At 71.8% G+C, this 14937-nt stretch carries 13 protein-coding genes; 7 read left to right on the top strand and 6 right to left on the bottom strand.

Going from position 1 to position 14937, the window contains the following annotated elements:
* Positions 1 to 132: 132 nt before the first annotated feature.
* On the top strand, positions 133 to 288 hold the full coding sequence (locus ACFPCY_RS34455) for a hypothetical protein (RefSeq protein ID WP_378262361.1): 156 nt from the start codon (positions 133 to 135) through the stop codon (positions 286 to 288).
* Between the two features lie 89 nt (positions 289 to 377).
* Here ACFPCY_RS34455 and ACFPCY_RS34450 read toward each other — a convergent pair whose 3' ends face one another.
* A complete protein-coding gene (locus ACFPCY_RS34450; protein WP_378262359.1) occupies positions 378 to 1937 on the bottom strand; it encodes an MFS transporter in 1560 nt (519 codons plus the stop codon).
* Between the two features lie 127 nt (positions 1938 to 2064).
* On the opposite strand from ACFPCY_RS34450, the gene ACFPCY_RS34445 reads away from it, so the two are divergent.
* Together ACFPCY_RS34445 and ACFPCY_RS34440 are read left to right on the top strand one after the other, a co-directional pair.
* Positions 2065 to 2811, top strand: coding sequence for a TetR/AcrR family transcriptional regulator (locus ACFPCY_RS34445; RefSeq protein WP_378262357.1), 747 nt, complete (start codon positions 2065 to 2067; stop codon positions 2809 to 2811).
* 124 nt (positions 2812 to 2935) lie between these two features.
* Positions 2936 to 3382, top strand: coding sequence for a MarR family winged helix-turn-helix transcriptional regulator (locus tag ACFPCY_RS34440; protein ID WP_378262355.1), 447 nt, complete (start codon positions 2936 to 2938; stop codon positions 3380 to 3382).
* 80 nt (positions 3383 to 3462) lie between these two features.
* On the opposite strand, the gene clpB is transcribed toward ACFPCY_RS34440, so the two are convergent.
* The 5 genes from clpB to dnaK all read right to left on the bottom strand — a co-directional run bounded on the left by clpB (position 3463) and on the right by dnaK (position 10475).
* A complete protein-coding gene (gene clpB, locus ACFPCY_RS34435) occupies positions 3463 to 6060 on the bottom strand; it encodes an ATP-dependent chaperone ClpB (RefSeq protein WP_378262353.1) in 2598 nt (865 codons plus the stop codon).
* Positions 6061 to 6074: 14 nt separating this feature from the next.
* Positions 6075 to 6524, bottom strand: coding sequence for a heat shock protein transcriptional repressor HspR (locus ACFPCY_RS34430; RefSeq protein WP_378262351.1), 450 nt, complete (start codon positions 6522 to 6524; stop codon positions 6075 to 6077).
* Between the two features lie 7 nt (positions 6525 to 6531).
* Positions 6532 to 7710: a molecular chaperone DnaJ gene (gene dnaJ, locus ACFPCY_RS34425; protein WP_378262349.1), complete on the bottom strand. Its 1179-nt coding sequence runs from the start codon at positions 7708 to 7710 to the stop codon at positions 6532 to 6534.
* Positions 7711 to 8001: 291 nt separating this feature from the next.
* Entirely contained in the window at positions 8002 to 8619 is a 618-nt protein-coding gene (gene grpE / locus ACFPCY_RS34420; RefSeq protein WP_378262347.1) for a nucleotide exchange factor GrpE, read from the bottom strand.
* Complete coding sequence (dnaK, locus tag ACFPCY_RS34415; protein ID WP_378262345.1) at positions 8616 to 10475, bottom strand: molecular chaperone DnaK; 1860 nt, start codon at positions 10473 to 10475, stop codon at positions 8616 to 8618. The genes grpE and dnaK overlap by 4 nt, the downstream gene beginning before the upstream one ends.
* A 349-nt stretch (positions 10476 to 10824) precedes the next feature.
* Here dnaK and ACFPCY_RS34410 point away from each other — a divergent pair, with 349 nt between their 5' ends.
* The 4 genes from ACFPCY_RS34410 to ACFPCY_RS34395 all read left to right on the top strand — a co-directional run bounded on the left by ACFPCY_RS34410 (position 10825) and on the right by ACFPCY_RS34395 (position 14647).
* Positions 10825 to 11427 (top strand): RNA polymerase sigma factor, encoded by a 603-nt coding sequence (locus ACFPCY_RS34410; RefSeq protein ID WP_378262343.1) that lies wholly within the window; start codon positions 10825 to 10827, stop codon positions 11425 to 11427.
* The gene (locus ACFPCY_RS34405) at positions 11420 to 12685 is read left to right on the top strand and encodes a hypothetical protein (RefSeq protein ID WP_378262341.1); all 1266 of its coding nucleotides are present in this window, start codon (positions 11420 to 11422) and stop codon (positions 12683 to 12685) included. Before ACFPCY_RS34410 ends, ACFPCY_RS34405 begins: the two co-directional genes overlap by 8 nt.
* A gap of 214 nt (positions 12686 to 12899) precedes the next feature.
* Complete coding sequence (locus ACFPCY_RS34400; RefSeq protein ID WP_378262339.1) at positions 12900 to 13466, top strand: RNA polymerase sigma factor; 567 nt, start codon at positions 12900 to 12902, stop codon at positions 13464 to 13466.
* Positions 13467 to 13468: 2 nt separating this feature from the next.
* Entirely contained in the window at positions 13469 to 14647 is a 1179-nt protein-coding gene (locus ACFPCY_RS34395) for a hypothetical protein (protein WP_378262337.1), read from the top strand.
* The last annotated feature ends 290 nt before the right edge of the window (positions 14648 to 14937 follow it).

Here is a 14937-nt window from a genome sequence, read left to right as displayed (position 1 = left end):
CTCGGTGCGAAACCGCTGCCGTACGGCTGCGGACTAGGTACACCTACTCGGTGATGGTGGGGCTGGCCCCACCTCCTGTTCGGGGTGCTGGTCCCATGTCGTCTTCATACGCGCATCCCTAGATTCGATGACATGAGCCAGCACAGCCGCACCGAAATCCGTCCGCGCCGAGCGATCCTCATCGGAGCTCTCGTAGGGACGGTCTTTGTGGCGGGCGTCCTTCCTCCGCCGCCGAACCCCGTCCAAAGGATCGCCCAGCAGGCCGTCGCGCGCCACGCGCAGCGCTGAGCCGAGCCGCCGACCACGGGGGCGGTCGGCGGCTCGGCCGGAGTTATCCACAGATCGGCGCCCGGCTTTCCAGAGGGCGTGCCGTCCGGTCAGGCTTGGACGGTGGCCGAGGAACCGTCGGCGGATCCGACGGTCCCGGCACCGGCGTCCGGGACATCGCCGGTGTCCGGGTCGGTGTTCGAGGCGGTGCCGGGGGTGCGCCGACCGCGCAGGACGAACAGGGCGAGGACGGTCGCGGCGACGACTCCGGTCAGGCTGGCGAGGAAGGTGGTGCCCAATGCGGTGGTGAAGGCGTCCCGCGCCTCGTGGACGAGGCCGGTGTCGCCGGTGCGGGAGGCGACGGCGAGGGCGTCGCCGATGGACTTCCTGGCCTGCTCGGGGGCGTCCGCGGGCATCGCGGCCCCGTAGGCGCTGGTCAGGACCGTGCCGAGCAGGGCGACGCCGAGCGCGGCACCGGCCTGCTGGATGGTGTCGTTCAGGGCCGAGCCGACCCCGGCGTGCTCGGCGGGCACCGCGCCCATCAGCGCGCCGATGGTGGCGGGCATCGACAGGCCGCTGCCCGCGCCCATCAGGAACAGGCCGACCGCGACGGGCCAGTAGCCGTCGCCGGGGGCGACGGTCGCGAGGGTGCCGAACCCGGCGGCCACGACCAGCAGGCCGGCGACGGCGGTGACCTTGTTGCCGAGCCTGCCGACCAGGCTCGCGCCGAGGCCGTTGAACAGCAGGGCGGCGATCGCGACCGGGATGAAGGACAGACCGGTCTTCAGAGGGGAGTAGCCGAGGACGAACTGCAGGTACTGGGTGAGTGCGAGGAGCAGGCCGCCGTTGCCGATCTCGACGAGCGTGAGGGAGAGGCTGCCGCCGGCGAAGTCGCGGTCGCGGAACAGGCTCAGCGGGACCATCGGGGACTCGACGCGGAGCTCCCACGCCACGAAGCAGGCCAGGGCGGCGAGGGCGACCGCGCCACCGGCGAAGGTGCGGGCGTCCATGCCGTCCTTCGGGTACTCGATGATCGTCCAGACCAGGGCGACCATGCCGACGACCGACAGCACCATGCCCAGCGGGTCGGGCCTGCGCCACGGCCCCTTGGACTCGGGCATCAGGGTGGCGGCGGCGAGGATCGACACGGCGGCGATCGGCACGTTGATCAGGAACACGGCGCCCCACCAGAAGTGCGCGATGAGCACGCCGCCGGCGACCGGGCCGCCGACGAGGCCGACCATGGAGACCGCGCCCCACGCGGCCATCGCCTTCGGCCGCTCGTCCTCGTCGAACACCGTGATCAGGATCGACAGGGTGCTCGGCAGCACCAGCGCGCCGCCGACGCCCATCACCGTCCGCGCGGCGATCAGCATCTCCGGCGATCCGGCGAGCGTGGCCACCAGCGACGCGACGCCGAACAGGGCCAGCCCGACGATCATCACCCGGCGGCGGCCGAACCGGTCGGACAGGCTGCCCGCGGTGAGCAGCAGGCCCGCGAAGACCAGGATGTAGGAGTCCAGGATCCACTGGATGTCCTGGGCACTGGCCCCGAGGTCCTTGGTGAGCGGCGGGATCGCCACGTTCAGCGCCATGTTGTCGATCACCAGGACCAGGGTGCTCAGGCAGAGCACCACCAGGATCCACCAGCGTCGTGGGTTGCGGTTCATCTCGTCTCCCGTGCCGTGCTGCGTACAGTGTGCGCGTCGATGGGAACACCGTACGCACAGCGGAACGCTGTGCGCAAGTGGGTACGGTGTGCGCTAGACTGGACGCGATCCCGAAAGGAGGCCGCAGATGGCCGATGAGCAGGTCGTTCCCTCGGTCTGGGCGCGTCCGGAAAAAAGCCGGAGCGCGCGCCCGGCACTGAGCCGGGAGCAGATCGTCACCGAAGCGATCAAGCTGCTGGACGCCGAGGGCGTCGACGCGCTGAGCATGCGCAAGCTCGGCCAGGCCCTCAACGCGGGCGCGACGTCCCTCTACCGGCACGTCGCCAACAAGGACCAGCTGCTCGAACTCGTGGTGGACGAGATCTACGGTGAGCTGCGCGTCCCGTCACTCGACGACCCCGCCGAGTGGCGGCGGGCGATCGCAGTCCTGGCGCACGAGATGCGCGACATGATCCTGCGCCACCCGTGGATCGCGCCCATCCTCGGCCTCGTCGGCTCCACCTACCTCGGCCCGAACGTCACCGGCCTGACCGAGGAGATGCTCGGCTTGATGGAGGAGGCGGGGTTCTCGCTGCTGGAGGGCAACCGCGCCGTGAAGGCGCTGTTCGCCTACGTCATCGGCTGGACGGTGTCCGAGGCCGCCTGGCTCCTGGCCCTGGCGCGCAGCGGACAGACCGAGGAGGAGTGGCTGGAGCAGATCCGTCCCGCCATGGACTACGCCATGGCGAACAACCCGCGCCTCGCCAGGCTCTACGCGGCCCAGCGCGACGCCCACCCCGCGACCGAACCCGCCCAGTCGATCCCGCAGGACGAGTTCGACTACGGCCTGGCCCGCTTCCTCGACGGATTGGAAGCCACCCTCGCCCGTCCCTGATCCCCGCCATGTCACGCGCCCTGCCGCGCACGTACGAGCCGGCCACGGCGAGACGTGGTAACTTCCCTGGCGAAGTAGCTTCCTTGGAGATTTTTCTTTTGTGACGTGGTGAAAGGGGACGGGCTTGAGCCGGAGTGCGGATCCGTCGGCGGTCTACCAGCGGTACATGAGCGCGTTGATGCTGCACGGGCAGGCGAGCGCGAAGGCGGTCGACCTGGGCGCGACGGATCTGTACGCGCTGAACATCCTCAAGCTGCACGGGTCCCTGACGCCCGGCGAGCTGGGACGCCGGGCCGGGCTGACGACCGGGCCCACGACCCGCCTGGTCGACCGGCTCGAACAGGCCGGATACGTGCGGCGCGTCCCGGACGCCGACGACCGCCGCAAGGTCATCGTCGAGCTGGTCGCCCAGCCCTCCGGCCTCGACGAGGCCCTGGCCCCGGTCCGGCGGAAGATCGGCGCGATCATCCAGGGCTACACGCCCGAGCAGCAGGCCCTGCTGTTCGACTACTTCGCCCGCGCCGCCGACGCCTTCCAGGAAGCCACCGAAGAACTCCGCCCCGAAGCCTGACCCCTCCACCATCCGGACCACACGCCCCGCCGCACACCACGGGCGGCCCGCTCGAAGAGCGGGGCCGCCCGTGAGATGGGTCAGGCGGTGGCCAGGGGGCGGGCCGGGGTGACGGTGAGGGAGTCGGCGGCCTCGTCGAGGTCGACGAGGACGTCGTCGCCGTCCTGGATCTCGCCGGCCAGGAGCTCCTTGGCGAGGCGGTCGCCGATGGCCGTCTGGACGAGGCGGCGGAGCGGGCGGGCGCCGTAGAGCGGGTCGTAGCCGGTCAGGGCCAGCCACTCGCGGGCCGCCTCGGTCACCGTGAGGTGGAGGCGGCGGTCGGCGAGCCGCCGGGCCAGCCGGTCCACCTGGAGATCGACGATCCGGGTGAGCTCGTCGGTGGACAGCGCGTCGAACACGATCACGTCGTCCAGCCGGTTCAGGAACTCCGGCTTGAACGAGGTGCGGACGGCCGTCATGACCGCCTCGCGCTTGGCGTCCGGTTCGAGCGTCGGGTCCACCAGGAACTGCGAGCCGATGTTGGACGTCAGGATCAGGATGGTGTTCCGGAAGTCCACCGTGCGGCCCTGGCCGTCGGTGAGGCGGCCGTCGTCGAGCACCTGGAGCAGGATGTCGAAGACCTCGGGGTGCGCCTTCTCCACCTCGTCCAGCAGGACGACCGAGTACGGGCGCCGCCGGACGGCCTCGGTGAGCTGGCCGCCCTCCTCGTAGCCGACGTAGCCGGGGGGCGCGCCGACGAGGCGGGCCACCGCGTGCTTCTCGGAGTACTCCGACATGTCGATGCGGGTCATGGCGCGCTCGTCGTCGAACAGGAACTCGGCGAGCGCCTTGGCCAGCTCGGTCTTGCCGACGCCGGTCGGGCCGAGGAACAGGAACGATCCGGTCGGGCGGTCCGGGTCGGCGATGCCCGCGCGGGCGCGGCGGACGGCGTCCGACACGGCCTGCACGGCGGTGCGCTGGCCGATGAGCCGCTTGCCGAGCTCGTCCTCCATCCGCAGCAGCTTGGCGGTCTCGCCCTCCAGGAGGCGCCCGGCGGGGATGCCCGTCCAGGACGCCACGACGTCGGCGACGTCGTCCGGCCCGACCTCCTCCTTCACCATGGAGTCGGCGCTGTCGGTCTCCTCCGCGGAGGCCTCCGCGAGCTCCTTCTCGAGCTGCGGGATCTCGGCGTAGGTGAGCCGGGACGCGGTCTCGTAGTCGCCGTCGCGCTGGGCGCGCTCGGCCTCGCTGCGCAGCGCGTCGATGCGCTCCTTGATCTCGCCGACGCGGTTCAGCCCGGCCTTCTCCTTCTCCCAGCGGGAGTTCAGGACGTTCAGGTGCTCCTGCTTGTCGGCAAGGTCCTTGCGGAGCCGTTCGAGGCGCTGCTTGGACGCCTCGTCGGTCTCCTTGGCGAGCGCCATCTCCTCCATCTTCAGCCGGTCGACCGAGCGCTGCAGCTCGTCGATCTCGACCGGCCGGGAGTCGATCTCCATGCGCAGCCGGGACGCCGCCTCGTCCACCAGGTCGATCGCCTTGTCCGGCAGGAACCGGGAGGTGATGTACCGGTCGGACAGCGTCGCCGCGGCGACCAGGGCCGAGTCGTTGATCTGCACCTTGTGGTGCGCCTCGTAGCGGCCCTTGAGCCCGCGCAGGATCGCGACGGTGTCCTCGACGGACGGCTCGCCCACGAACACCTGCTGGAACCGGCGTTCGAGGGCCGGGTCCTTCTCGATGTGCTCGCGGTACTCGTCCAGCGTGGTCGCGCCGATCATGCGCAGCTCGCCGCGGGCCAGCATCGGCTTGAGCATGTTGCCCGCGTCCATCGCGCCCTCGGCCGCGCCCGCGCCGACGACCGTGTGCAGCTCGTCGATGAACGTGACGACCTGCCCGTTCGACTCCTTGATCTCGTTCAGGACGGCCTTCAGCCGCTCCTCGAACTCGCCGCGGTACTTCGCGCCCGCGACCATCGCGCCGAGGTCGAGCGCGACGAGCGTCTTGTCGCGCAGCGACGACGGGACGTCGCCGGCGACGATCCGCTGGGCGAGGCCCTCCACGACGGCGGTCTTGCCGACGCCGGGCTCGCCGATCAGCACCGGGTTGTTCTTGGTGCGCCGGGACAGCACCTGGACGACCCGCCGGATCTCGGTGTCGCGGCCGATCACCGGGTCGAGCTTGCCCTCGCGCGCGGCGGCGGTGAGGTCGACGCCGTACTTCTCCAGCGCCTGGTAGGTCTCCTCGGGGTTCTCGGAGGTGACGCGGGCGTGCCCGCGCACCTTCTCGAACGCCTCCAGCAGCGCGTTCGGGGTGGCCCCGGCGTCCTTCAGCAGCCCGGCGACGGGCCCGCCGTCGGCGGCGAGGCCGACGAGCAGGTGCTCGGTGGAGACGTACTCGTCCTCCAGCTGCCGGGCGCGGTTCGCGGCGGTGTTCACCGCGACGATCAGCTGCCGGGACATCTGCGGGGACGACACGGTCGAGCCGGCCGCCTTCGGCAGTCCCGCGAGCTGCTCCTCGTTGCGGGCGCGGACGGCCTTCCAGTCCGCGCCGACCGCCTCCAGCAGCGGGACGGCCGTACCGTCGGTGAGCTGGATCAGCGCCGCGAGCAGGTGCTGCGGCTCGACCTGCGGGTTGCCCTCGGCGGCGGCGCGGCGCACCGCGAGCGACACCGCCTCCTGGGACTTCTGGGTGAGCTTGTAGTCCATCTTCGGTTATCCCCTCACTGCTCCCGGCCCCGCTCGTGCCAGACCACCACGCTCGTCGCGCGGATCGGCACCAGGTCTCCCCCCGGAGCGTCGCCGGATTCACCGTGCCGCCGCTGCTGCGCGAGGCGCGCCGCGACCGCGCGGGTCGATTCGAGTTCGTTGGCCAGGTCCCGCACGGCCTCCCGCGCGCGCTGGAGCTCGTCGTTCAGCCGCGCGTTCTCCCGCTGCAGTTCCAGGATGTGCTTGATGCCCGACAGGTTGATGCCCTCGTCCTGCGAGAGCCGCTGGATCTCGCGCAGCATCACGATGTCGCGCATGGAGTAGCGGCGTCCCCGGCCCTGCGTGCGGCCGGGCGACACCAGGCCCAGCCGGTCGTAGGTGCGCAGGGTCTGCGGGTGCAGCCCGGACAGCTGCGCTGCCACCGAGATCACGTAGACCGGCGTGTCATCGCCGAAGGGGTCCATGGGGCACCTACTCCTCCCTGGCCTGCTGGAGCACCTCGCTGCGCAGGTCGTCGCCCGCGCCGGAGGCGCGCAACGCCTCCAGCGCCGCCCGCGTCTGGTCGTCGAGCTTGTTCGGCACCTGGACGTCCACCGTGACGAGCAGGTCGCCCTTGGTGCCGTCCCGGCGCGGCGCGCCACGGCCCCGCACCCGGAACGTCCGCCCGTTGGGCGTGCCCTCCGGGATGCGCAGCGTGACCGGCTGCCCCTGGAACGTCGGCACCTTGATCTCCGCGCCGAGCGCGGCCTCGGGGAACGTCACGGGGACGGTCAGGGTGAGGTTGTCGCCGCTGCGGCCGAACACCTTGTGCGGCTTGACCTTGATGTTCACGTACAGGTCGCCGGACGGGCCGCCGTTCTCGCCGGGCGCGCCCTTGCCCTTGAGCCGGATCTTCTGCCCGTCGGCGACGCCCGCCGGGATGCGGGCCTGGATGGTGCGGGTCCCGGTCGCCCGGCCGCTGCCGTGGCAGGTCTGGCACGGGTCGTCCACGACCAGGCCGCGGCCGTGGCACACGTGGCACGGCTCGCTGAACCCGAAGTTGCCGAGGTTGCGGGTCTCCTGCCCGGTGCCCTCGCAGTTGGGGCACACCCGGGGGGTGGTGCCCGCCTTCGCGCCGGTGCCGTGGCAGGTGGGGCAGGCCGCCTCGCTGGTCAGCTTCAGCGGCACCGTCACGCCGTTCATGGACCGCCCGAACGACAGCGTCACCTCGGTCTCGACGTCCGCGCCGCGGCGGGCGCGGCGCGTGCCGGCGCCGGTGCGCGTGCCGCCGCGGTTGAACAGGCCGCCGAAGATGTCCCCGATGCGCTCGCCGGCGCCGCCCTGCCCGGCGCCGCCCGGCGCGCCCTGCCCGAAGAGGTCTCCCAGGTCGAAACCGAAGCCGCCGCCCTGCCCGCCGCCGGCGCCCCGGAAGCCGCTCGGCATCGAGCGGACCTGGTCGTACTCCTTGCGGCGCTTCTCGTCCGCCAGGACGCTGTTCGCCTCGGAGACCTCCTTGAACCTCTCCTCGGCGTCGGCGTCGCCCTTGTTGCGGTCCGGGTGGTACTGCTGGGCGAGCTTGCGGTAAGCCTTCTTGATCTCGTCCTGCGAGGCGTTCTTCGAGACACCGAGGACCTTGTAGTAGTCCTTCTCGAGGTAGTCCTTGGTGCTCACAGATCCTCGCCTTCCGCGTCTTTCTTCGTCTGCCGGTGGGGGTTCCGGGCCGTCCGCCCCGCGCGTTCGCGGTGGGAGGACGGCCCGGAACGGGTCGTGCCGATCGCCGTGCGCCCGCCCGGGCCGCCGCGGCCGCCGGTCGAACCGGGCGAGCCGGTCAAGCTGCCGGCCGTGCCGGTCGAGCCGGTCGTGCCGGCCGAGCCGCCGGCCGTGCCGGTCGAGTCGCCGGGCGCGCCGACCGGGCCGGACGGGCTGCTCGCCGTGCCGTGCGGGCCGCGGCGGGCGGGGGTGTCACTCGCCCTGGTCGTCGTCGCCCTGCTCGGCGTCGGCGGAGGGCTCCTGCGGCTCGGCGACCGCGACCCGCGCGGGGCGCAGGACGCGCTCGCCGATCCGGTAGCCCGGCTGGAGGACGTCCGCGACGCTGGTCTCGGTCACGTCGGCCGAGTAGGCGTGCATCAGCGCCTCGTGCACGGTCGGGTCGAAGGGCTCGCCCTTCTCGCCGAAGCGTTCCAGGCCGAGCTTGCCGGTCGCCGCCTCCAGCGCCTCGGCGACCGACTTGAACCCGCCGGTCAGCTCGTTGTGGTCGCGCGCCCGGCCGATGTCGTCCAGCACCGGTAGCAGCTCGGCGAGCACGCTCGCGAGCGCCTGCTCGCGGACCGCGACGCGGTCGCGCTCGACGCGCTTGCGGTAGTTGTCGTACTCGGCCTTGAGCCGCTGCAGGTCGGCGGTGCGCTCGGCCAGCTGCTTCTCGAACTCGGCGGCCTCCCCGCCACCGGCCTCGCCGGCGCCTCCGGGGGCCGGGGCGGGCTGCTCGCCCGTCCCGGCGTCCCGGACCTCGCCCGTCTCGGGGTCGATGCGCCGCCGGTCGCGGATCACCGGGCCGTCGTGCTCCTCACGGGGTGAGGTCACTTGGCGTCACCCTTCGGCTTGTCGTCGTCCACGATCTCGGCGTCGACGACCTCGTCGTCCTGCGGCTGCTGCGCGCCCGCGCCGCCGGCCTGCTCGCCGCCCGGCTGGGCCGCGCCCTCCGGGTTCTGGGCGTACATGGCCGCGCCCATCTTCTGGCTGGTCTGGGCGAGCTTGTCGGCCGCGGTCTTGATGGCCTCGACGTCGGTGCCCTCCAGGGCCTTCTTCACCTCGGCGACGCCGGCCTCGACCTCGGTCTTCAGCTCGTCCGGCACCTTGTCGCCGTTCTCGCGGAGGAACTTCTCGGTCGAGTACGCGAGGGTGTCGGCCTGGTTGCGGACCTCGGCCTCCTCCTTGCGCTTGCGGTCCTCCTCGGCGTACTGCTCGGCCTCCTGCATCATGCGGTTGATGTCGTCCTTCGGCAGCGCCGAGCCGCCGGTGATGACCATCGACTGCTCCTTGCCGGTGCCGAGGTCCTTCGCGGAGACGTTCACGATGCCGTTCGCGTCGATGTCGAAGGTGACCTCGATCTGCGGGACGCCGCGCGGCGCCGGGGGCAGGCCGGTCAGCTGGAAGGTGCCGAGCTTCTTGTTGTACGCCGCGATCTCGCGCTCGCCCTGGTAGACCTGGATCTCCACCGACGGCTGGTTGTCGTCGGCCGTGGTGAAGGTCTCCGAGCGCTTGGTCGGGATCGTGGTGTTGCGCTCGATGATCTTGGTGAAGATGCCGCCCTTGGTCTCGATGCCGAGCGACAGCGGGGTGACGTCCAGCAGCAGGACGTCCTTCACCTCGCCCTTCAGGACGCCCGCCTGGAGGGACGCGCCGATGGCGACGACCTCGTCGGGGTTGACGCCCTTGTTGGGCTCCTTGCCGCCGGTCAGCTCCTTGACCATGTCGGAGACGGCGGGCATGCGGGTCGAGCCGCCGACCAGGACGACCTGGTCGATGTCGCCGACGGTGATGCCGGCGTCCTTGAGCACGTTCTGGAACGGCTCCTTGGTGCGCTCGAGCAGGTCGCTGGTGAGGCGCTGGAACTCGGCGCGGGTGAGCTTCTCGTCCAGGTGCAGCGGGCCCTCCGCCGAGGCGGTGATGTAGGGCAGGTTGATCTGCGTCTCGGACGAGCTGGACAGCTCGATCTTGGCCTTCTCGGCGGCCTCGCGGAGCCGCTGCAGGGCCATCTTGTCCTTGGACAGGTCGACGCCGTTGGCGTTCTTGAACCGCTCGACCAGCCACTCGACGACCTTGTTGTCCCAGTCGTCGCCGCCGAGGTGGTTGTCGCCCGAGGTCGCCTTGACCTCGACCACGCCGTCGCCGACCTCCAGCAGGGACACGTCGAAGGTGCCGCCGCCGAGGTCGAAGACCAGGATGGTGGCCTCGTTCTCCTTCTCCAGGTGGTAGGCCAGCGCCGCCGAGGTCGGCTCGTTGATGATGCGCAGGACGTTCAGCCCCGCGATCTGGCCGGCCTCCTTGGTGGCCTGGCGCTGGTGGTCGGAGAAGTAGGCGGGCACGGTGATGACCGCGTCGGTCACCGACTCGCCGAGGTAGGCCTCGGCGTCCCGCTTGAGCTTCTGGAGCACGAACGCCGAGATCTGCTGCGGCGTGAACTCCTTGTCGTCGATCTTCTTCTTCCAGTCGGTGCCCATCTCGCGCTTGACCGACCGGATGGTGCGGTCAACGTTGGTGACGGCCTGGCGCTTGGCCACCTCACCGACGAGGACCTCGCCGTTCTTGGCGAAGGCGACGACGGACGGCGTGGTCCGCGACCCCTCCGCGTTGGCGATCACCGTGGGCTCGCCGCCCTCCAGAATCGCGACGACCGAGTTGGTCGTCCCGAGGTCGATGCCGACCGCACGTCCCATGTCTCGTCCTCCGTGGATCTCGTCTAGCCGTTCGCCGGTGCGGCGGGCCGGGGGCGGCCCCGCGTCCGGCGCGAGTCTTCCGCTTCTGCCAGGGTGCCGTCCGAGGGATCTCTTGTCAAATGACTTGAGTCGATCGGACTCAACTTTGCTGACGTCTCACCCAACAGGACGTCTGAGCGCCCTATTCCCGTTCCCGGTCTCCGGGTTTCTCAGGGACGGACCCTCCTCAAGGACGAGCAAAGCCCCCGCTCCAGGAGGAGTCGGACGTACGCCGCAGGGCGCGTGAAAGCCTCCAGGGGCTTCGGGTGATACGTGACGACCGCCACCCGCGCCACGGAAAGGCCCCCACATGACACGGGAGTCCCTCGTCGCCCAGTCCCGGGGCGACGATTCGGCCGTGCTGACCCAGTCCAGGACGCAGCCGGAGCGCTTCGGCGCGATCTTCGACGCCTACCACGCGGAGATCCACGGCTACGCGGCCCGCCGCCTCGGCCCGGACGCCGCGGGCGACGTCGCCGCGCAGACGTTCCTGGAGGCGTTCCGGGTGCGGCACCGCTACGACCCGTCCCGCGCGTCCGTCCGGACCTGGCTGTACGGCATCGCCACCAACCTGATCGGCAAGCAGCGCCGGGCCGAGGTCCGCGCGCTGCGCGCCCGCGCCCGCCTCGGCCCCGAACCGGACGCCGAGGGGCACGCCGAGCGGGTCCACGTCGCCGTGGACGCCGCCGGGCTGCGCGGCGCGCTCGCCGCGGCGCTCGCCGACCTGCCGGACGGCGACCGGGACGTGCTGCTGCTGGTCGCGCTGGCCGAGCTCAGCCACCAGGAGGTCGCGGCGGCGCTGGAGATCCCCTACGGAACGGTCGGCTCGCGGCTGAGCCGGGCTCGAAGGAAACTGCGCGAGGCGCTCGGCGGAACCAATCCGATGCACGCTCAGGAGGACGACCATGGATGAGATCCGGATGGTCCGCGACGCCTACGGCTCGCCCCGGCCACCCACCGAAGAGGAGACGAGCACGGCCTTCGCCCAGCTCGACGCGCTCATCAAGGCGGAGGGCGACGCGCCGGTCACGTCGGTGCGCCGCCGCCCTGCCGGCCGCGCCGCCGGCCGGTTCGGCGGCCGGTTCGGCGGCTGGTTCGGCGGCTGGAGGATGCGAGTCGGCGTCGGCCTGCTCGCCGCCGGAACGGCCGCCGCGGCCGTCATCGTCGCGTCCGGCCAGGGGGACGCGCCGTCCGGCCACGGCCCGGGCCACGGTGCCGGGTCCGCGCCGGACGCGTCCGGACACGAGGCGTTCATGCAGGTCGCGGCCAAGGCCGAGCTTCTGCCGACCGGAAGGTACTGGTACTCCGACCAGATCCAGGGCCAGTCGTACATGCAGCGTCCGAAGACCGGCACGTACGCGATCATCGGCGCGCACAGCGAGACGTTCCAGTTCACCGGGGCGGACAAGAAGTACGGTTCGGCGTTCCTCGGCCGCGACCTGCCGGCCCGTCCGGCGACGGCCGACGACATCCCGGCATGGAAGCGCGCCGGTTCGCCGACGTCCTTCCGGGTCTGGTCCAACGACCACTACTACGTCTACAAGGCGAAGGCGACGGCCTGGCAGGACGACCCGGCGGGCCAGGGCGGGGGCGGCACGTTCACCGGCCCGCCCGGCACGCTGACCCCGCAGCAGATCGCGGCCCTGCCCACCGATCCGGACGCCCTCGCCAAGCTGTTCTTCCACCCGGAGAGGCCGGGATGGGGTGGCAAGATCGCGGAGGAGAAGCGGAAGGCCGGAAAGGTCTACAGGCCGGCGGGCCCCCGGGACAAGCTGCTGATCACCGGTGACGCCCTCAAGGACATGCCGCTCCCGCCCAAGGTGCGCGCCGGGCTCATGCGCGCGCTCGCCAAGGAGCCCGGCATCCGCACGCTGGACGGCGCCGTGGACCCGCTCGGCCGCAAGGGCGTCGCGCTCACGATCGACCCGCGGACGGCGACGATCACCGGCGAGTACGGCGCGCCGAAGGAGGAGCAGGGCACCTACACCGCGCGGGACGAGCTGGTCTTCGACCCGGCGACCGGCGACCTGCTGTCCGACCAGCTCGTGCTGGTCCAGCCGGGCGGCCCGTACGCCGCCCGCAAGCCCGGCTCGGTGATCAACTACTGGATCCTGCGCAAGGCGGGCTGGACCGACACCAAGCCGCAGCCTCCGTCGAAGCTTCCCTTCTAACGCACTCGCGAAGCTTCCCCTCTAACGCACCTGCGGGAGCTTCCCTCTAACGCAGCTGCGAAGCTTCCCTTCTGACGGGCCTGGTCCTTCTCGTGCCCCGCGTCCTCGGCGACGCGGGGCACGAACTTTTCCGGTCGAAGTCTCGCGATCCGCCGAAAGCGATCCGGTCCAGCGGCGGAATACAACTGTCACCGACCGGAAGGACCTCCGTGCCATGACCGCCCCACCGGACGTGGACGACGACGCGCGGATCGTCGCGGCCTCCCTCGCCGAGCCCGAGCGGTTCACCGGCGTGTACGACCGGCACTACGCCGCGGTCTACCGGTACGTCCACGGACGGCTCGGGCCGCAGCCCGCCGACGACGTCGCGGCCGAGACGTTCCTGACGGCGTTCCGCCGCCGCGCCGACTTCGACCCGGCGCGCGGCGCGCTGCGGGCGTGGCTGTTCGGCATCGCCACCCGGCTCGTCGCCCAGCATCGCCGCACCGAGGAGCGCCGCTACCGCGCGCTGTCCCGGCTCGGCGCGGACCGTCCGCACGGTGGTGACGAGGACCGGGTCGCCTCGGCCGTGGACGCGCAGGTGATCAAGCCCGAGCTGGCCGCCGCGCTGCGCGCGCTCTCGGCCAAGGAGCGCGACGTGCTGCTGCTGGTGGCGCTCGCCGACCTCAGCCACGACGAGGTGGCCGTAGCGCTCGGCATCCCGTACGGGACGGTCGGCTCCCGCCTCAACCGGGCGCGCCGGAAGCTGCGCGCCGCCCTCACCCTTCCGGAAGGAACCTGATCATGGACGAGATCGACGCCCTCATCAGACCGCTCGCCGCCGATCCCGGAGAGGAGAGCTTCGCCGCCGGGCGCGCGCGCCTGCTGGCCGAGGTGGACGGCTCCGCGCCCGTCCGCCGCCGCAGGTTTCCGGTGCCGAAGTTCGCGCTGTTCAGCGGCCTCGGCCTGACGCTCGCGGGCGCCACCGCCGCCGTCGCGGTGCTCGTCTCGTCCGGGACGGCGACGCCGCGCGCGCCCGGTGGCGCCGGCGCTCCGGCGGACGGCGGCTTCCTCCAGGTGGCGGCCAAGGCGGACCTGTTGCCGTCCGGGAAGTTCTGGCACGTGGACGAGGTCTCGGGGACGATCTATGTGCTGCGGCCCGCGTCCGGCGCGTCGTACACGATCTTCGGCGCGCAGACCGAGAGCTTCCACTTCACCAGCGCCCGGCCGAAGGGCGGCGAGGGTTTCCTCAGCCGCGAGCTGCCCGCCCGTCCGGCGGCGGCGCAGGACGACGCCGCCTGGAAGCGGGCCGGGTCGCCGACGTCCTTCCGGGTCTGGTCGAACGACCACTACTTCACCTACTCGGCCACCAGGACGACGCCGTGGAGCGATGACTCGGCGGGCGAGCAGGGCGGCACGTTCCCCGGCACGTCCGCCGATCCCGCCGGACGCAGGTCCACGATGACCGCCGAGCAGGTGGCCGCGCTGCCCCACGCCCCGGACGCCCTCGCCAAGATCTTCTTCGTGGACGACCCGAAGGTCCGGTACGCGCCGGGCACGGGCCGCCTGACGCCCGCCCGGAAGCTCGCGACGGCGGGCCGGGCGCTCAAGAACATGCCGCTGTCGCCGAAGACCCGCGCGGGGCTGATGCGCGCCCTCGCCAAGCAGCCCGGCATCGAGACCGTCCAGCGGGTCACCGATCCGCTCCGGCGCACGGGCATCGCCCTGGCCGCGCAGCCCGAAACGGTCACCCGCACCGCCGAGTACGGCGCGCCGAAACAGGAGCAGGGCACGTTCACCGAGCGCAGGGAGCTGGTGTTCAATCCGGACACCGGGGAGCTGCTGGCCACGATGACCGTGCTCGTGCGGCCCGGCGGCCCCTACGCCGCGCTCAAGCCCGGCGCGGTGATCGACTACTTCGCCGTCCGGTCGTCCGGCTGGACGGACGCGAAGCCGAATCCCCCGGCAGGGCTGCCCTTCTGAGGCTTCCGGAACCGCCCGTCCCCTGCGTCCGCGTGACGCGGGGACGGGCGTTCTTTCGTGTTCGGTCGAGAAAACCCTGAATCCTCACCGAAGGTGGTCGCCGCGACTTACGGAGTACGGGTGACACCGACCGGAAGGATCCCCATGCCATGACCGCCCCACCGGCAGTCAACGATTCGCGGTCCGATCCGAGCTCCGGCGCAGGACCCGTCGCGGCGGCGTCCGACCCGAGCTCCGAAGCAGAATCCGCCACAAACTCCGACTCGGGGCGCGACACGGGGTGCGGCGCG

Source organism: Actinomadura gamaensis (assembly GCF_042652125.1).
Classification (GTDB): Bacteria; Actinomycetota; Actinomycetes; order Streptosporangiales; family Streptosporangiaceae; genus Spirillospora; species Spirillospora gamaensis.
Note: the sequence above shows the minus strand (reverse complement) of the source record. Positions and strands in the feature narration are given on the sequence as shown.